Annotated in this window: 12 protein-coding genes and 1 riboswitch; of the genes, 7 read left to right on the forward strand and 5 right to left on the reverse strand. The window is 73.6% G+C overall.

Annotated elements, in window-relative coordinates:
- The first annotated feature begins 201 nt into the window (after positions 1–201).
- From ACZ59A_RS01710 to ACZ59A_RS01725, 4 genes are all read left to right on the forward strand, one after another.
- Positions 202–999 (forward strand): ATP-binding cassette domain-containing protein, encoded by a 798-nt coding sequence (locus ACZ59A_RS01710; protein ID WP_470952146.1) that lies wholly within the window; start codon positions 202–204, stop codon positions 997–999.
- Positions 971–3,055, forward strand: a complete 2,085-nt coding sequence (locus ACZ59A_RS01715; protein WP_470952149.1) for a YhgE/Pip family protein — start codon at positions 971–973, stop codon at positions 3,053–3,055. Before ACZ59A_RS01710 ends, ACZ59A_RS01715 begins: the two co-directional genes overlap by 29 nt.
- Positions 3,056–3,146: 91 nt before the next feature.
- Positions 3,147–3,782, forward strand: coding sequence for a TetR/AcrR family transcriptional regulator (locus ACZ59A_RS01720; protein WP_398300875.1), 636 nt, complete (start codon positions 3,147–3,149; stop codon positions 3,780–3,782).
- 406 nt (positions 3,783–4,188) lie between these two features.
- Positions 4,189–5,760, forward strand: coding sequence for a phytoene desaturase family protein (locus ACZ59A_RS01725; protein WP_470952151.1), 1,572 nt, complete (start codon positions 4,189–4,191; stop codon positions 5,758–5,760).
- A gap of 158 nt (positions 5,761–5,918) precedes the next feature.
- Here ACZ59A_RS01725 and ACZ59A_RS01730 read toward each other — a convergent pair whose 3' ends face one another.
- The 5 genes from ACZ59A_RS01730 to ACZ59A_RS01750 all read right to left on the reverse strand — a co-directional run bounded on the left by ACZ59A_RS01730 (position 5,919) and on the right by ACZ59A_RS01750 (position 10,507).
- The gene (locus ACZ59A_RS01730; protein WP_470952152.1) at positions 5,919–6,938 is read right to left on the reverse strand and encodes a hypothetical protein; all 1,020 of its coding nucleotides are present in this window, start codon (positions 6,936–6,938) and stop codon (positions 5,919–5,921) included.
- Positions 6,939–6,977: 39 nt separating this feature from the next.
- A complete protein-coding gene (gene metF, locus ACZ59A_RS01735) occupies positions 6,978–7,895 on the reverse strand; it encodes a methylenetetrahydrofolate reductase [NAD(P)H] (protein WP_470952154.1) in 918 nt (305 codons plus the stop codon).
- A 94-nt stretch (positions 7,896–7,989) separates the two neighbouring features.
- A complete protein-coding gene (gene thiE, locus ACZ59A_RS01740) occupies positions 7,990–8,673 on the reverse strand; it encodes a thiamine phosphate synthase (protein ID WP_470952157.1) in 684 nt (227 codons plus the stop codon).
- 112 nt (positions 8,674–8,785) lie between these two features.
- Complete coding sequence (locus ACZ59A_RS01745; RefSeq protein WP_468041658.1) at positions 8,786–9,151, reverse strand: Rv2175c family DNA-binding protein; 366 nt, start codon at positions 9,149–9,151, stop codon at positions 8,786–8,788.
- 123 nt (positions 9,152–9,274) lie between these two features.
- Positions 9,275–10,507: an NAD(P)/FAD-dependent oxidoreductase gene (locus tag ACZ59A_RS01750; RefSeq protein WP_468042502.1), complete on the reverse strand. Its 1,233-nt coding sequence runs from the start codon at positions 10,505–10,507 to the stop codon at positions 9,275–9,277.
- 196 nt (positions 10,508–10,703) lie between these two features.
- A riboswitch (TPP riboswitch) is annotated at positions 10,704–10,817 on the forward strand.
- Here ACZ59A_RS01750 and thiO point away from each other — a divergent pair.
- The 3 genes from thiO to ACZ59A_RS01765 all read left to right on the forward strand — a co-directional run bounded on the left by thiO (position 10,816) and on the right by ACZ59A_RS01765 (position 13,078).
- The gene (gene thiO / locus ACZ59A_RS01755; protein ID WP_470952161.1) at positions 10,816–12,030 is read left to right on the forward strand and encodes a glycine oxidase ThiO; all 1,215 of its coding nucleotides are present in this window, start codon (positions 10,816–10,818) and stop codon (positions 12,028–12,030) included. It overlaps the preceding riboswitch by 2 nt.
- Positions 12,027–12,239, forward strand: a complete 213-nt coding sequence (thiS, locus tag ACZ59A_RS01760) for a sulfur carrier protein ThiS (RefSeq protein ID WP_468041655.1) — start codon at positions 12,027–12,029, stop codon at positions 12,237–12,239. The genes thiO and thiS overlap by 4 nt, the downstream gene beginning before the upstream one ends.
- A 5-nt stretch (positions 12,240–12,244) precedes the next feature.
- Positions 12,245–13,078 (forward strand): thiazole synthase, encoded by an 834-nt coding sequence (locus ACZ59A_RS01765; RefSeq protein WP_470952164.1) that lies wholly within the window; start codon positions 12,245–12,247, stop codon positions 13,076–13,078.
- The last annotated feature ends 78 nt before the right edge of the window (positions 13,079–13,156 follow it).

Consider the following 13,156-nt stretch of genomic DNA (forward strand, 5'->3'; position numbering starts at 1 on the left):
CGTGGCGGCCGGGCCGTGTGACACAGCGACCGCCGTATGGACCCATCGTGGGACCCCCCACTGACAATCGGCCCTGACCTGCGCCTTTCCCCTCCGGCCCGGCCCCCGGCGCGGGCGTCGTTCCGCGATCCCCCATACTGAATTTGAACTGACTGGTCAGTTCAAAAAATTGATGATTCACACAGCTGACGCACACAGGGAGTGGTTCTCGTGACGGGCACCCCGGACGGGGTCGCCGGAGCGGCGGTGACGGCCGACGGGCTCGGCGTCAAGGGCTCACACGGCTGGGCGTATCGCGATGTCGGCGTCGCCGCGGACCCCGGCGCGCTGATCGCGGTCGAGGGTCCCTCGGGCTCCGGCCGCACCTGTCTGCTGCTCACCCTCACCGGCCGGATGCGCCCCACCTCCGGGGAGGCGGCCGTCGGCGGCTTCCGGGTCCCCCGGCAGATGCGCCGGATACGCCGGATCAGCGCGCTCGCCCATGTGCCCGGTGTCAGCGAACTCGAACCGGCGCTGACGGTCGCCGAGCATCTGCGCGAGCGGGCCCTGCTCCAGCGCCGGTTCGGGGACTCGCCGCGCGGGCTGCTGCGGCCGCGCCGGGAGCGCACCGCCGCCTCCCGGGCCGCGATCGAGGCGGCCCTCACGGCGGCGGGGCTCGACGTGGAGGCGCTGCCCAAGGGGGCGCGTACGGCCGTACGGGACCTGGAGCGGCTGGAGGCGCTGCGGCTGTCGGTGGCGCTCGCGCTGATCTCCCGGCCGCGGCTGCTGGCCGTGGACGACACCGACCTGAAGCTTGTCGATGCCGAGCGCGAACGGGCCTGGGCGCTGCTGCGGGGAATCGCGGAGAGCGGCGTCACGGTCCTCGCGGTGTGCAGCCAGGCCCCGGAGGACGCCGTAGTGGTGTCCACGGCCGCGGACACGCCCGACGACACCCAGGACGACACCCAGGACGACGAGGAGGGGGCGGCGGATGCGCTCGCCGAAACTGGCCGCGCTTGAGCTGAAGCGGTTCGGCAGGGGGAAGCTGCCCCGGGCGGCGCTCGCCGCCCTGCTCCTGCTGCCCCTGCTGTACGGCGCGCTCTATCTGTGGTCCTTCTGGGATCCGTACGGCAAGCTCGACAAGATCCCGGTGGCGCTCGTCAACTCCGACAGCGGCGCCACCGCGAAGGGCAAGCACCTCACCGCGGGCGACGACCTCACCGGGAAGCTGCTCGACAGCAAGACCTTCGACTGGCACCGCACCAGCGCCGCCGAGGCGCGCGAGGGCGTCGAGAACGGCACGTACTACCTGTCGCTGACCGTGCCCGAGGACTTCAGCAAGCGGATCGCCTCCAGCTCCGGCGGGAGCCCGGAGACCGGTGCTCTGAGGGTGCGCACCAACGACGCCAACAACTACATCGTCGGCCAGATCTCCCGCAGCGTCTTCTCCGAGGTGCGCGCGGCGGCCTCCACCAAGGCGTCCCGGGGCTTCTACGACAACATCTTCGTCTCCTTCGCGGACCTCCACGGCCGGACCGAGAAGGCCGCCGAGGGCGCCGACGAGCTGGGCCGGGGCATCGGCAAGGCCCGGAAGGCCGCGGGCACCCTGGCCAAGGGGCTGGGCACGGCGAAGAAGGGCACCCACGGCCTGAACTCCGGGCTGGGCAAGCTCAACAAGGGCGCCGGGACGCTGGACACCGGCGCGGGCGGTGTCGCCGACGGCACCCAGACCCTGTCCGACACGGTGAACGACGTGGCGGAGAAGGCCGGTCCGTTCCTCAAGAAGCACGGCAAGGAGATCGGCGACGTCGCCCGGCTGGTCGCGGACGCCTCCCAGCGGGCGTCCGACGGCCTGGACGACCTCCCCGACGCGGCCTCCAGTGCCGCCACCGACGCCCGTCAGGCGTCCGACGACCTCGCCGCCGACTACCGGACCCGCTGCGACGGGCCCGTCGCCACCGCACCCGACTGCCCGGCGCTGAAGAAGGCCGTACGGGCGGCCGGCCGCGCCGCCGATGTGGCCGAGGACGTCAACCGGCTCGTCAAGGACAACACCGGGCAACTCGGCACTCTCACCGACGACTTGAACGATCTGCACGACAAGGCGGTCCTGCTCGCCGACAACGCCCCGCACCTGGGGACCGACCTCGACTCCGCGGTCACCAAGGTCAACGCCCTCAACTCCGGGGCGCACAAGGTCGCCAAGGGCGCGGGCAAGCTGCACACCGGGCTTACCACCGCCCACGGCGCAGCGTCCACCCTCGACAGCGGCGTCGGAAAGCTGCGCACCGGGTCGGCCTCCCTGAAGGGCGGTCTGGTCAAGCTGTCCGACGGCTCCGGCACGCTCTCCGGCGGGCTGCACGACGGCGCCGCGAAGATCCCCGCGTACGACAAGCACGACCGGGACGCCCGTACGGGGGTGATGGCGGACCCCGTCCAGCTCGTCAACCAGGCGCTGCACAAGGCACCCAACTACGGCACCGGTTTCGCCCCGTACTTCATCCCGCTGTCCCTGTGGGTCGGCGCGATGGTGGCCTACATGCTGATCCCGCCGCTCAACGGCCGGGCGGTCGCCGCCGGAGCCCCCTCCTGGCGCGTCGCGCTCGCCGGATGGCTGCCGGTCGCGGCGATCGGCGCGCTCCAGACGGTGGCGCTGATGGCCGTACTGCACTGGGCGGTGGGGCTGGAGATGGTGCGGGCCGCGGGCACAGTCGGCTTCCTGGCGCTGGTGGCCGCCTGTTTCGCGGCGATCGTGCAGTGGCTGAACGCCCGCTTCGGACCGGCCGGGCGGATCCTCGTACTGGCGCTGCTGATGCTCCAGCTGACCTCGGCGGGCGGCACCTACCCGGTGCAGACCAGCCCCGGGTTCTTCCAGGCCATCCACCCCTTCCTGCCGATGAGCTACGTCGTGGACGGCCTGCGGCGGCTCATCTCGGGCGGCGGGCTCGGCCCGGTGTGGGTCGCGTGCGGGGTGCTGTCCGGCTTCGGCGTGGCCGCGCTCGCGCTCACCACGTGGTCGGCACGGCGCAGGCAGGTATGGTCCGTCGACCGGCTGCACCCCGAGCTGTCCCTATGAGCGCCGGGACGGTGAGCGCCGGGACGGTGAGCGCCGGGACTGTGAGCGCCCTGTGAGCGGGACCACTCCGGCAGCGTGCAGAATCGGCGCCATGGACAGCAGCAGCACACGCCGTCAGGGCACCCGGCAGAAACTCTTCGAGGCAGCGGTCACCCTCATCGCCGAACAGGGATTCTCCTCGACCACCGTGGACGAGATCGCCGAGCGGGCGGGGGTGGCCAAGGGCACGGTCTACTACAACTTCGCGTCGAAGACCGTGCTCTTCGAGGAGCTGCTGCGGCACGGCGTCGAGCTGCTGACCGCCTCGCTCCAGAGCGCCGCCGACGAGAACGCCGAGCGCGGCGGCAGCCATGTGGACGCGCTGGACGCCATGGTCCGGGCCGGGCTGCACTTCATCTCCCGCTATCCGGCCCTGACCCAGCTGTACGTGGCCGAGCTGTGGCGCACCAACCGGGCCTGGCAGTCGACCCTGATGATGGTCAGGCAGCAGGCCATAGCGGTGATCGAGACCGAGCTGCGGGCCGGGGTGGCGGCGCGGGAGCTGAGCGACGACATCGACATCCCGCTGACGGCCTCGGCGCTGTTCGGGATGGTGCTGGTGGCCGCGCTCGACTGGCAGTCCTACCAGCCGGAGCGGTCGCTGGACGACGTCCACGCCGCCCTGTCCCGGCTGTTGCAGGGGCGGGTGGGCGGAGCCCTGGTCAAGGAGGCTCCGGCTTCGGGCTGACGCCGCCGTGCGGCAGGTGCCGCGGGACGGGCGCCCGCACAGAACAGAAGGCGCTGTTCCGGAGCGGTTCGACCCCCATCGACCCGCCTCGGAACAGCGCCTCCCCCCGTACTCCCCCGTTTTCCCCCGTACTTTCCCCCGTTTTCCCCCGTGAGAGCCCCCGGGGCGTATTCCCCGGCGGCTCCCCCGTCCGGACGGTCAGCCGTGCCGTACCGCCGCCCCGTGTCGGCGGTCCGGACCGCGTCCCTTCCGTGTGCTCCACTCTCTCGTCCGCGGGGGCGGTCGCCCATCCGCGCGCCTACTCATCTCGCCGACTGAGTACGGGTACTCAGTCGGCGCGCACATGCCCAGGGTTCGCCCGGGGACGAGCGCGGGGCTGTCGGTGGGGCCGGATACAGTCACTGGCATGGCACGGATTGCGATGATCGGCGCTGGGATGGGCGCCATGGCGGCCGCCGCCCGGCTGGCCGTCGCGGGCCACCGGGTGGTGGTGTACGAGCGCGGGCGGACCCATGGCGGCGGCGTCGGGCTGTTCGAGCGGGACGGCTTCCGCTTCGACACGGGCCCGGGGCTGCTGCAGCTGCCCGCCGTCTACCGGGACCTGTTCCTGAAGACCGGCAAGGAGAGCCTGGAGCAGACCGTTCCGCTCACCCAGGTCGATCCGGCGAGGCGGCATCTCTTCGCCGACGGCACGGACGTGGCGCTGCCCAACGCCTCCCGCGCCGGAGTGCTCCAGGCGCTGGACGACGCCTTCGGCGCGGGCGCGGGCGAGCGCTGGAGCGATGTGGTCAACCGGGCGCGCGAGGCGTGGGACGCCACTCGCAGACCGCTGCTGGAGGAGCCGCTGCGCACCGACTGGCGGGTGCTGGGCAGCGATCCGTATCCGGCGGCCGCCCCCGCGCGGCGCGGCTGGTTCGGCGGGCTCTTCGCGCGCGGCGGTGGCCGTCCGCGGGTGCCCACCCTGGCTGAGGTGGCGCGGCGCGAGCTGGCGGATCCGCGGGCCGCCGCCCTGCTGGAGAGCCATGCGCTCGCCCACGGCCTGGACCCGCGCACCGCCCCCGCGAGCGCCACCGTGCTGCCCTATCTGGAGCAGACCTTCGGCACCTGGTACGTCGGCGGCGGCATGCGGGCGCTCGCCGACGCGCTGTACGAGCGCTGCGGCAAGCGAAAGGTGGAGTTCCGCTTCGAGGCGGAGGTCACCGGCATCATCGAGAAGGACGGCCGGGCGGCGGGCGTCGAGCTGGCCGACGGCACGGTCGCCGAGGCGGACATGGTGGTCGCGGGCATCGCCCCGGCGCTGCTGCCCGCCCTGCTCGGCGGCCAGGAGCCATGGCGGGAGAGCGAGGACGTGCGGCCCGGGCCGGGGCCCGGCAGCGGCCCGCCCGGCCGTCTCACGGTCTTCCTGGCGCTGCGGGGCGGCCGCCCCGACGACGCGGTGCACCGGACCGTGGTGCACACCCCGGACCGCGAGGCGGAGCTGACCGCTGTCTTCGGTGCGGGCGACGGCCATGGCCCGCACGAGCCCTGCCCGCGCCCGACGGTGACCGTGCTGCGCCCGGACGACCCCGCGACCCGCCCCGACGACGGCCACGAGGCCGTCACCCTCAGCGCGGTCGTCGCCCCCCACGGCCCCGTCGACTGGACCGGCGGGGAGGCCGCCGAGCAGGGCGCGGACCGGCTGATCACGGCCGCCGAAGCGGCCGTACCGGGGCTGCGGGAGCGGATCCTGTGGCGCGAGGTCCGCACCCCGCGCGACACCGCCGCCGCCACCGGTGTCGCGGACGGCTCCGTGCCGGGCCCGGCGCTGGCCGGGGCCGAGGGCCGGTATCTGCGCCCGGCCAACCTCACCCGGCTCCCGGGCCTCTATCTGGCGGGCGGCTGGTCCCACCCGGGCGGCGGGCTGGCCCATGCCGGAATGTCGGGCGCGCTGGTGGCGGGCCTGATCGTCGAGGGCCAGGACTGGCGCGGCTCCCAGTAGGCGGCGCCAACCCGGCCCGCGTCAGAAGCGCGGGCCGGGTACCAGGGGGTGTCCGCAACGTCGCGTTGGATCAGCCCGCGGCGTCAGGGGAGACCTCCCGGCGGTAGCCGGGGGAGCACGCCAGGCGTCGCGGGCACGACGGGACTGCGCGGACATCCCTAGAAGCGGTACTGCTCGTCGTACCCCTGCTGGAAGCCCGGCTGCTGGTAGGGGTACGGCGGCTGGTCCTGCTGCTGGCCGGGCGGGATGTCGCCCTCGCGCTGCTGCGGGACCCAGGGGCCGCCGGGCTCCATGGCGTCGGCGCCCGGGGCGTACTGCTGCGGCGAGCCGTACGAGGCGTCCGCCGCGTAGTGGTCGCCGCCGTACCCACCGGCGGCGTACGGATCCTGCTGGTAGCCCGCGTACGGGTCGGCGTACTGCTGCTGCGCGTAGGGGTCCTGCTGGCCGTAGGGCTGCTGGTCGTAGGAAGCGGCGTACGGGTCCTGGGCGTACGACGCGTACGCCTGGTCCTGGTAGCCGTACTGCGAGGCGTCCGCGTACACGTCCTGCTGCTGGCCGTAGCCCACGTCATAGCCCTGGCCGGGAACGCCCTGCCCCGGCATGTCCTGTCCCGGCATGGCCTGTCCCGGCATGGCCTGGCCGCCCTGGCCGTCCTGCGCGCCGTACCCGGCGTACGTCTCGTACGCGCTGTACCCGGCGTTCGGGTCCGGGTAGGCGCCGGAGGCGGGGGTGAACGGGGACGGCTCCTCGTAGACGCCGTACTCGCTGGTGTCGTCCGGCATCGGCTCCGGCCGGTAGGTGGGCGGCTCGGGCCGCGAGACCGGGACGTCCTCCAGATCCGACACCTGCAGCATCGGCTCGGGCTCCGGGCCGTCCGGCCCGGGGCCGCGCTCGCGCCCGCGGCCCAGCCCCGGCAGCCCGGGTACGCCGTCCAGCGCCCAGCCCATCTCGAAGCCGCGGCGGAAGGACAGCGTGACGTAGGTCTGACCGGCCGCGAAGGCGATCGCGCCGATCGCGATCACCACCACGGACGGGATCAGCACCCCGACGACGACGCCCAGAAAGCCGACGAAGGCCAGCAGCCGCCAGCGCAGCCGCGCCTTGTACTGCAGGAGTACCTCTCCCAACAGCCACAGCGCCACGACGCCGAAAGCGATGTAGAGGACCGTCCAGCCCATGCCCGCCCCTCTCAGTGCGGCTGCCCCTCGGCCGCCGTATCAGGACCGCTGGTGCAGTCCCAGATTCTTGTAGATTTCCAGCGTCGCCGTGGAGTGGTTCAGGGTAATGAAGTGAAGCCCGGGGATCTCCTCGGCCATCAACCGCGCGCACAGCTCTGTCGCGTAGTCGATCCCGATCGAGCGTACAGCCGCCGCGTCGTCCTTGACCGCCAGGATGCGTTCGGCCAGCTCCGGCGGGAAGGCGGCGTTGCTGAGCTGTGCGAACCTCTCGATCTGCCTGACGTTCGTGACCGGCATGATTTCAGGGATGATCGGCGTCGTACAGCCCGAGGCCGCGACCCGGTCGCGCAGCCGCAGATAGTCCTCCGGGTAGAAGAACATCTGCGTGATCGCGAAGTCGGCGCCCGCGCGGCACTTGTCGACGAAGTGCCGGATGTCGGTGTCCCAGTCCGTCGAGCGCGGGTGCATCTCGGGGAAGGCGGCGACGCCGACGCAGAAGTCCCCGGACTCCTTGATCAGGCGGACCAGCTCGGCGGCGTAGGTGATGCCGTCGGGGTGCTTGACCCAGTCGGCCATCGGGTCCCCGGGCGGGTCGCCGCGCAGGGCGAGCATGTTCCGGATCCCGGCACCGGCGTACTGGCCGATGATGTTGCGCAGGTCGGCGAGGGAGTGGTTGACCGCGGTCAGGTGGGCGACGGGAGTCAGGGTGGTGTCGGTCGCGATCTGCTCGGTGGCGCGGACGGTGCCCTCACGGGAGGAGCCACCCGCGCCGTACGTCACGGAGACGAAGGTCGGTGAGACAGCCTCCAGCCGGCGGATGGCGTTCCACAGCGTGTGCTGCCCCTTGTCCGTTTTGGGGGCGAAGAACTCGAAGGAATACGATTGCTCACCCGACGCGAGCAGGTCACGCACGGTAAGGGCTCGATCAGTCCTGGTGGAAGCGGTGCCTAGGGCCATACGGGAAGGTTAGCCAGCGGGGTGGCAGACGCCCACCCGGCAACGTGGTTATGGGGGGTTTGCCAGGATCCTGTCCGCAATACGGACAGGATGATCAAGCCGGGCTCAACCCCGACACCTGCTGGCCATCTGCTGCTCGCACGCGCTTCGCCAGGGCTTCCGCCGCCGCCGCCGGGTCCGCGGCCTCGGTGATGGCCCGCACCACGACGACGCGGCGCGCTCCCGCCTCCAGCACCTGATCCAGGTTCGACGCGTCGATACCGCCGATCGCGAACCAGGGCCGGGCCGGGCGCCGGGCGGCCGCGTGACGGACCAGGGAGAGACCGGGGGCATGGCGGCCCGGCTTGGTGGGGGTGGGCCAGCAGGGGCCGGTGCAGAAGTAGTCCACGCCGGGCTCGGCGAGCGCCGCGTCCACCTCGGCCTCCGCGTGCGTGGAGCGGCCGATCAGCGGGCCGTCGCCGAGGAGGGCGCGCGCCGCCGGGACCGGCAGGTCGCCCTGGCCCAGGTGGAGCACGCCGGCACCGGAGGCGTGGGCGACGTCCGCCCGGTCGTTGACGGCGAGCAGCCTGCCGTGGCGGCGGCAGGCGTCGGCGAAGACGGCGAGGTGGTCCAGCTCCTCGGCGGCCTCCATGCCCTTGTCCCGCAGCTGGACGATGTCCACCCCGGCCGCCAGCACGGCGTCCAGGAACTCCGGCAGGTCGCCCTGGCGCTTGCGCGCGTCGGTGCACAGGTAGAGGCGGGCGTCGGCCAGCTGCTCGCGTGCGGTCATCGCGGTCATCGGGTGGCTTTCCCCCAGGGTCGTGCGGCGTACGGGCCGGGAGGCCGCCGTCGGGGACGGCGGCCGACCCGGCCCGTACGCCAGGTGGTGGTTCGGGAAACGTCGGGCGGCGTCAGACGGCGAGCGCTTGCGCGCGCCGCTTCACTTCCGTGCCGCGATTCTCGCTCAGCGCCTGAGCCGGGGTGCCCGGCAGGGTCGGATCAGGGGTGAAGAGCCACTCCAGCATCTCCTCGTCGCTGAAGCCGTCGTCCTTGAGCAGTGTCAAGGTGCCCACGAGGCCCTTGACGACCTTTCCCTCACCGATGAAGTCCTCGGGCACCTGCAGCACCCGGTTCTCGCCACGGCGCACCGCGATCAGCTGGCCCTCCTTGACCAGCTGCCTCACGCGGGTCACCTCGACGCCGAGCCGGTCGGCGATGTCGGGGAGAGTGAGCCAGGCGGGTACGAGAGCATCGATCTTTGCGTCAATCTCGGTCACGGAACAAGCCTGCCATCTGGGACTGACAGTGGGTAGCCGGGCGCCGGCCGTGCGGGCCGCCGGGCGCGGGGCCCGCCGGTCCCGCCGGGCCCCGCGCCCCTGCTCACCGGGGGTGCCGAGGGGTCACAGAACGGCCGACTTCAGCGGCACCGACGGATCCGTGGCCCGGGTCCGGTCCAGCCGGGCGCCGCGTTCGATCAGCTTGCGGCCCTGGGCCAGATCGCGCGGACGGCCGACCGCCAGCAGGGCGACCAGGGCCCCGTCCCGCAGCCAGCACACCGACCAGGCGGCGCCGTCCGGGTCGCCCCGCCAGACCAGTTCGTCGGCGTCCGAGTGGTGTCCGACGTACTGCACGAACCGCCCGAACTGCTCGGACCAGAAGTAGGGCACCGGGTCGTAGACCTGGCCGGGGAAGTGCGCGGTCCGGCTGCCCACCACATTGGCGGCGACCGTCCGCGGCCCCTGGAGCGCGTTGTCCCAGTGGTGGACCAGCAGCCGGGTCCCGTAGCGGGCGGAGGGGAAGGACGCGCAGTCGCCGACGGCGTACACGTCCGGCACCGAGGTACGCAGCCCCTCGTCGGCGGCGACGGACCGGTCCTCGGCGAGTTCGACGCCCGAACCGGCCAGCCAGCCGGTCGCGGGCCGGGCGCCGATGCCGACGACCACGGCACCGGCCCGCAGCCGGGTGCCGTCGCCGAGCTGGAGCCCGCTCGGGTCGAGCGCGGTCACCCGGGCGCCGGTGACCAGGGTGGCGCCGAACTCCGCGTACCAGCCGGTCATGTGGGCGGCGACCTCCGCCGGGAGGGCGCCCGCCAGCGGCCGGTCCGCGGCCTCCACGACGGTCACCGCGCAGCCCGCCTCGCGGGCCGCGGTGGCGAACTCCGCGCCGATCCAGCCCGCCCCGACCACCACGATCTCCTGCTGCCCGGCGAGCACCGGGCGCAGTCGTTCGGCGTCGTCCAGCGTGCGCAGGAGGTGGACTCCCGGTACGCCCTCGCTGCCGGGCAGGGCGATCGGCTCGGCGCCGGTGGCGATCACCAGGACGTCGTACGGGATCGGCCCGGACCCCGTCTCGACCGTCCGCCCGGCCGTGTCCAGCCCGGTCACGGGAACGCCGAGGCGCAGCCCGATGCCGAGTGCGGCGAAGTCCACGTCGAACGCGGACCCCTCGGCCTTGCCCAGCAGTACGGCCTTGGACAGCGGCGGCCGGTCGTACGGCTGGTGGGGCTCCGCGCCCAGCAGCAGGATCTCCCCGGTCCAGCCCTGCTCACGCAGCGCGACCGCGGTCTGCACCCCCGCCATGCCCGCGCCGACGATCACCACCCGCTGTGCACCGCCACCCGCCGAGGACGCCATCGTCTTCGTCGTCTCATCGCTCACACGATCACTGTATTGCGGCAGGTGGGGCGGACCGGAGAGCGCACGACGAGATCTCGGGCACAGCCCGGCGGGCCGGACGCCCTGTCGTATCGGGGCGCGGGGCCCCCGGTGCCCGGCCCCGCGCGGGGCGCTCCCTTCCGGGCGATTCGGGGCGCGTACTAGGGTGGCGGGACAGAGCACTCGCGGGAGCCCGGGCGCACCGGGCTGAGAGGGAGGCTGGCGCGGCCTCCGACCGTACGAACCTGATCCGGGTCATGCCGGCGAAGGGAGGGGGCGACCAGCCCATGCACACCCCACGTGAAGTACCCACCGACGACGGCCCGTACGACGTCCTGGTCATCGGCGGCGGGATCATCGGCCTCGTCACGGCCTGGCGGGCGGCCCAGCGCGGCCTGCGCACCGCCGTCGCCGACCCGGCGCCCGGCGGCGGGGCCGCGCAGGTCGCGGCCGGGATGCTGGCGGCCGTCACCGAGCTGCACTACGGCGAGCAGACCCTGCTCGGGCTGAACCTGGCCTCGGCGCGCCGCTATCCGTCCTTCGTGGCGGAGCTGGACGAGGCGAGCGGCCATGACCTGGGCTTTCGCACCTGCGGCACGCTCTCCGTCGCGCTCGACGCGGACGACCGCGCCCATCTGCGGGAGCTGCACGCCTTCCAGCTGCGGCTCGGGCTGGACGCGCAGTGGCTGACGGGGCGCGAATGCAGGCGCCTGGAACCGATGCTCGCGCCGGGCGTACGCGGGGGCCTGCGCGTCGACGGCGACCACCAGGTGGACCCGCGGCGGCTGGCGGCGGCGCTGCTGACGGCGTGCGAGCGCGCCGGGGTGGCCGTTCACCGCGTCCGCGCGGAGCGGCTGCTGCTGAGCGGCGACGGCGGCCGGGCCACCGGGGCCGAGCTGGCCGACGGTTCGCGCACCCGGCTGACCGCCGAGCAGACCGTACTGGCCGCGGGCAGCCTCAGCGGGCGGCTCCCGGGCGTCCCCGAGGAGGTCCTGCCGCCCATACGCCCCGTCAAGGGCCAGGTCCTGCGGCTGTCCGTACCCGGCCCGTACGCGCCCTTCCTGTCCCGGACCGTGCGGGCCGTGGTGCGCGGCGGGCACGTCTACCTCGTCCCGCGCGAGAACGGCGAGCTGGTCGTCGGCGCGACCACGGAGGAGATGGGCTGGGACACCACGGTCACCGCGGGCGGGGTGTACGAGCTGCTGCGCGACGCGCACGAACTGGTGCCCGGCATCACCGAACTGCCGCTCGTCGAGACCCGCGCCGGGCTGCGCCCCGGCTCCCCCGACAACGCCCCGCTGCTCGGCCCGACCGAGCTGCCGGGCCTCCATCTGGCCACCGGCCACTACCGCAACGGCGTCCTGCTCACCCCGATCACCGGCGACGCCATGGCCGAGGCGCTTTACGGCGGCGAACTCCCGCCCGAGGCGCGGCCCTTCTCCCCGCGCCGCTTCACGGCCACCCGGACTCCCGAGCACGCAGTACAGGAGCACACCGCATGAGCGTCACCCTGACCGTCACCGTGAACGGCGAGCCCCGCGAGCTGCCCGGCGGCACCACCCTCGACGGGGTCGTCGCGACCCTCACCAAGGCGCCCTCGGGCGTCGCCGCGGCCGTCAACGAGACGGTCGTCCCGCGCGGCCAGTGGCCCGCGACCCCGCTCGGCGACGGCGATCGCGTCGAGGTCCTCACCGCGGTCCAGGGAGGCTGACCCCCATGACGCACCCCACGACGCTGGATCAGGCCCACACCGGCGCCGCCGATCCGCTCACCATCGCCGGTACGTCCTTCGGCTCCCGCCTGATCATGGGGACCGGCGGCGCGCCCAGCCTGGACGTCATGGAGCGCTCGCTGATCGCCTCCGGCACCGAGCTGACCACGGTCGCGATGCGCCGCCTGGACCCCACGGTGCAGGGCTCGGTGCTGTCCGTACTGCACCGGCACGGCATCCGCCCGCTGCCCAACACCGCGGGCTGCTTCACCGCCGGGGAGGCCGTGCTGACCGCCCGGCTCGCCCGCGAGGCCCTGGGCACGGACTGGGTGAAGCTGGAGGTCGTCGCCGACGAGCGCACGCTGCTCCCCGACCCCATCGAGACGCTGGACGCCGCCGAGACCCTGGTGGACGACGGCTTCACGGTCCTGCCGTACACCAACGACGATCCGGTGCTGGCCCGGAAGCTGGAGGACGTCGGCTGCGCCGCGATCATGCCGCTGGGCTCGCCCATCGGCTCCGGCCTCGGCATCCGCAATCCGCACAACTTCCAGCTGATCACCGAGCGCGCCGAGGTTCCGGTCATCCTCGACGCGGGCGCGGGCACGGCCTCCGACGCCGCGCTGGCCATGGAGCTGGGCTGCGCGGCGGTCATGCTGGCCTCGGCCGTGACGCGGGCCCAGGAGCCGGTGCTGATGGCCGGGGCGATGCGGCACGCGGTGGCCGCGGGGCGGCTCGCGCACCGGGCGGGCCGTATCCCCCGCCGCCACTTCGCCGAGGCGTCGTCCCCGGCCGAGGGGCTGGCCGCCCTCGACCCGGAGCGGCCCGCGTTCGCGTAGCGGGGCGGCCCGTGTTCGCGGGGGCCCGTGTTCGCGGGGCCGTGTTCGCGTAACGGAGCGGTCGGGGGCGGCATACCG

It is taken from the genome of Streptomyces sp. NPDC040405 (genome assembly GCF_055595765.1).

Bases quoted from the DNA above. Each gene is read 5' to 3' on its own strand.
- ACZ59A_RS01715 (WP_470952149.1), top strand. From the start codon at position 971: ATGCGCTCGCCGAAACTGGCCGCGCTTGAGCTGAAGCGGTTCGGCAGG.
- metF (WP_470952154.1), bottom strand. From the start codon at position 7,895: ATGGCCCTAGGCACCGCTTCCACCAGGACTGATCGAGCCCTTACCGTG.
- ACZ59A_RS01725 (WP_470952151.1), top strand. From the start codon at position 4,189: ATGGCACGGATTGCGATGATCGGCGCTGGGATGGGCGCCATGGCGGCC.
- ACZ59A_RS01730 (WP_470952152.1), bottom strand. From the start codon at position 6,938: ATGGGCTGGACGGTCCTCTACATCGCTTTCGGCGTCGTGGCGCTGTGG.
- ACZ59A_RS01750 (WP_468042502.1), bottom strand. From the start codon at position 10,507: ATGGCGTCCTCGGCGGGTGGCGGTGCACAGCGGGTGGTGATCGTCGGC.
- thiO (WP_470952161.1), top strand. From the start codon at position 10,816: ATGCACACCCCACGTGAAGTACCCACCGACGACGGCCCGTACGACGTC.
- ACZ59A_RS01720 (WP_398300875.1), top strand. From the start codon at position 3,147: ATGGACAGCAGCAGCACACGCCGTCAGGGCACCCGGCAGAAACTCTTC.
- ACZ59A_RS01765 (WP_470952164.1), top strand. From the start codon at position 12,245: ATGACGCACCCCACGACGCTGGATCAGGCCCACACCGGCGCCGCCGAT.
- thiE (WP_470952157.1), bottom strand. From the start codon at position 8,673: ATGACCGCGATGACCGCACGCGAGCAGCTGGCCGACGCCCGCCTCTAC.
- thiS (WP_468041655.1), top strand. From the start codon at position 12,027: ATGAGCGTCACCCTGACCGTCACCGTGAACGGCGAGCCCCGCGAGCTG.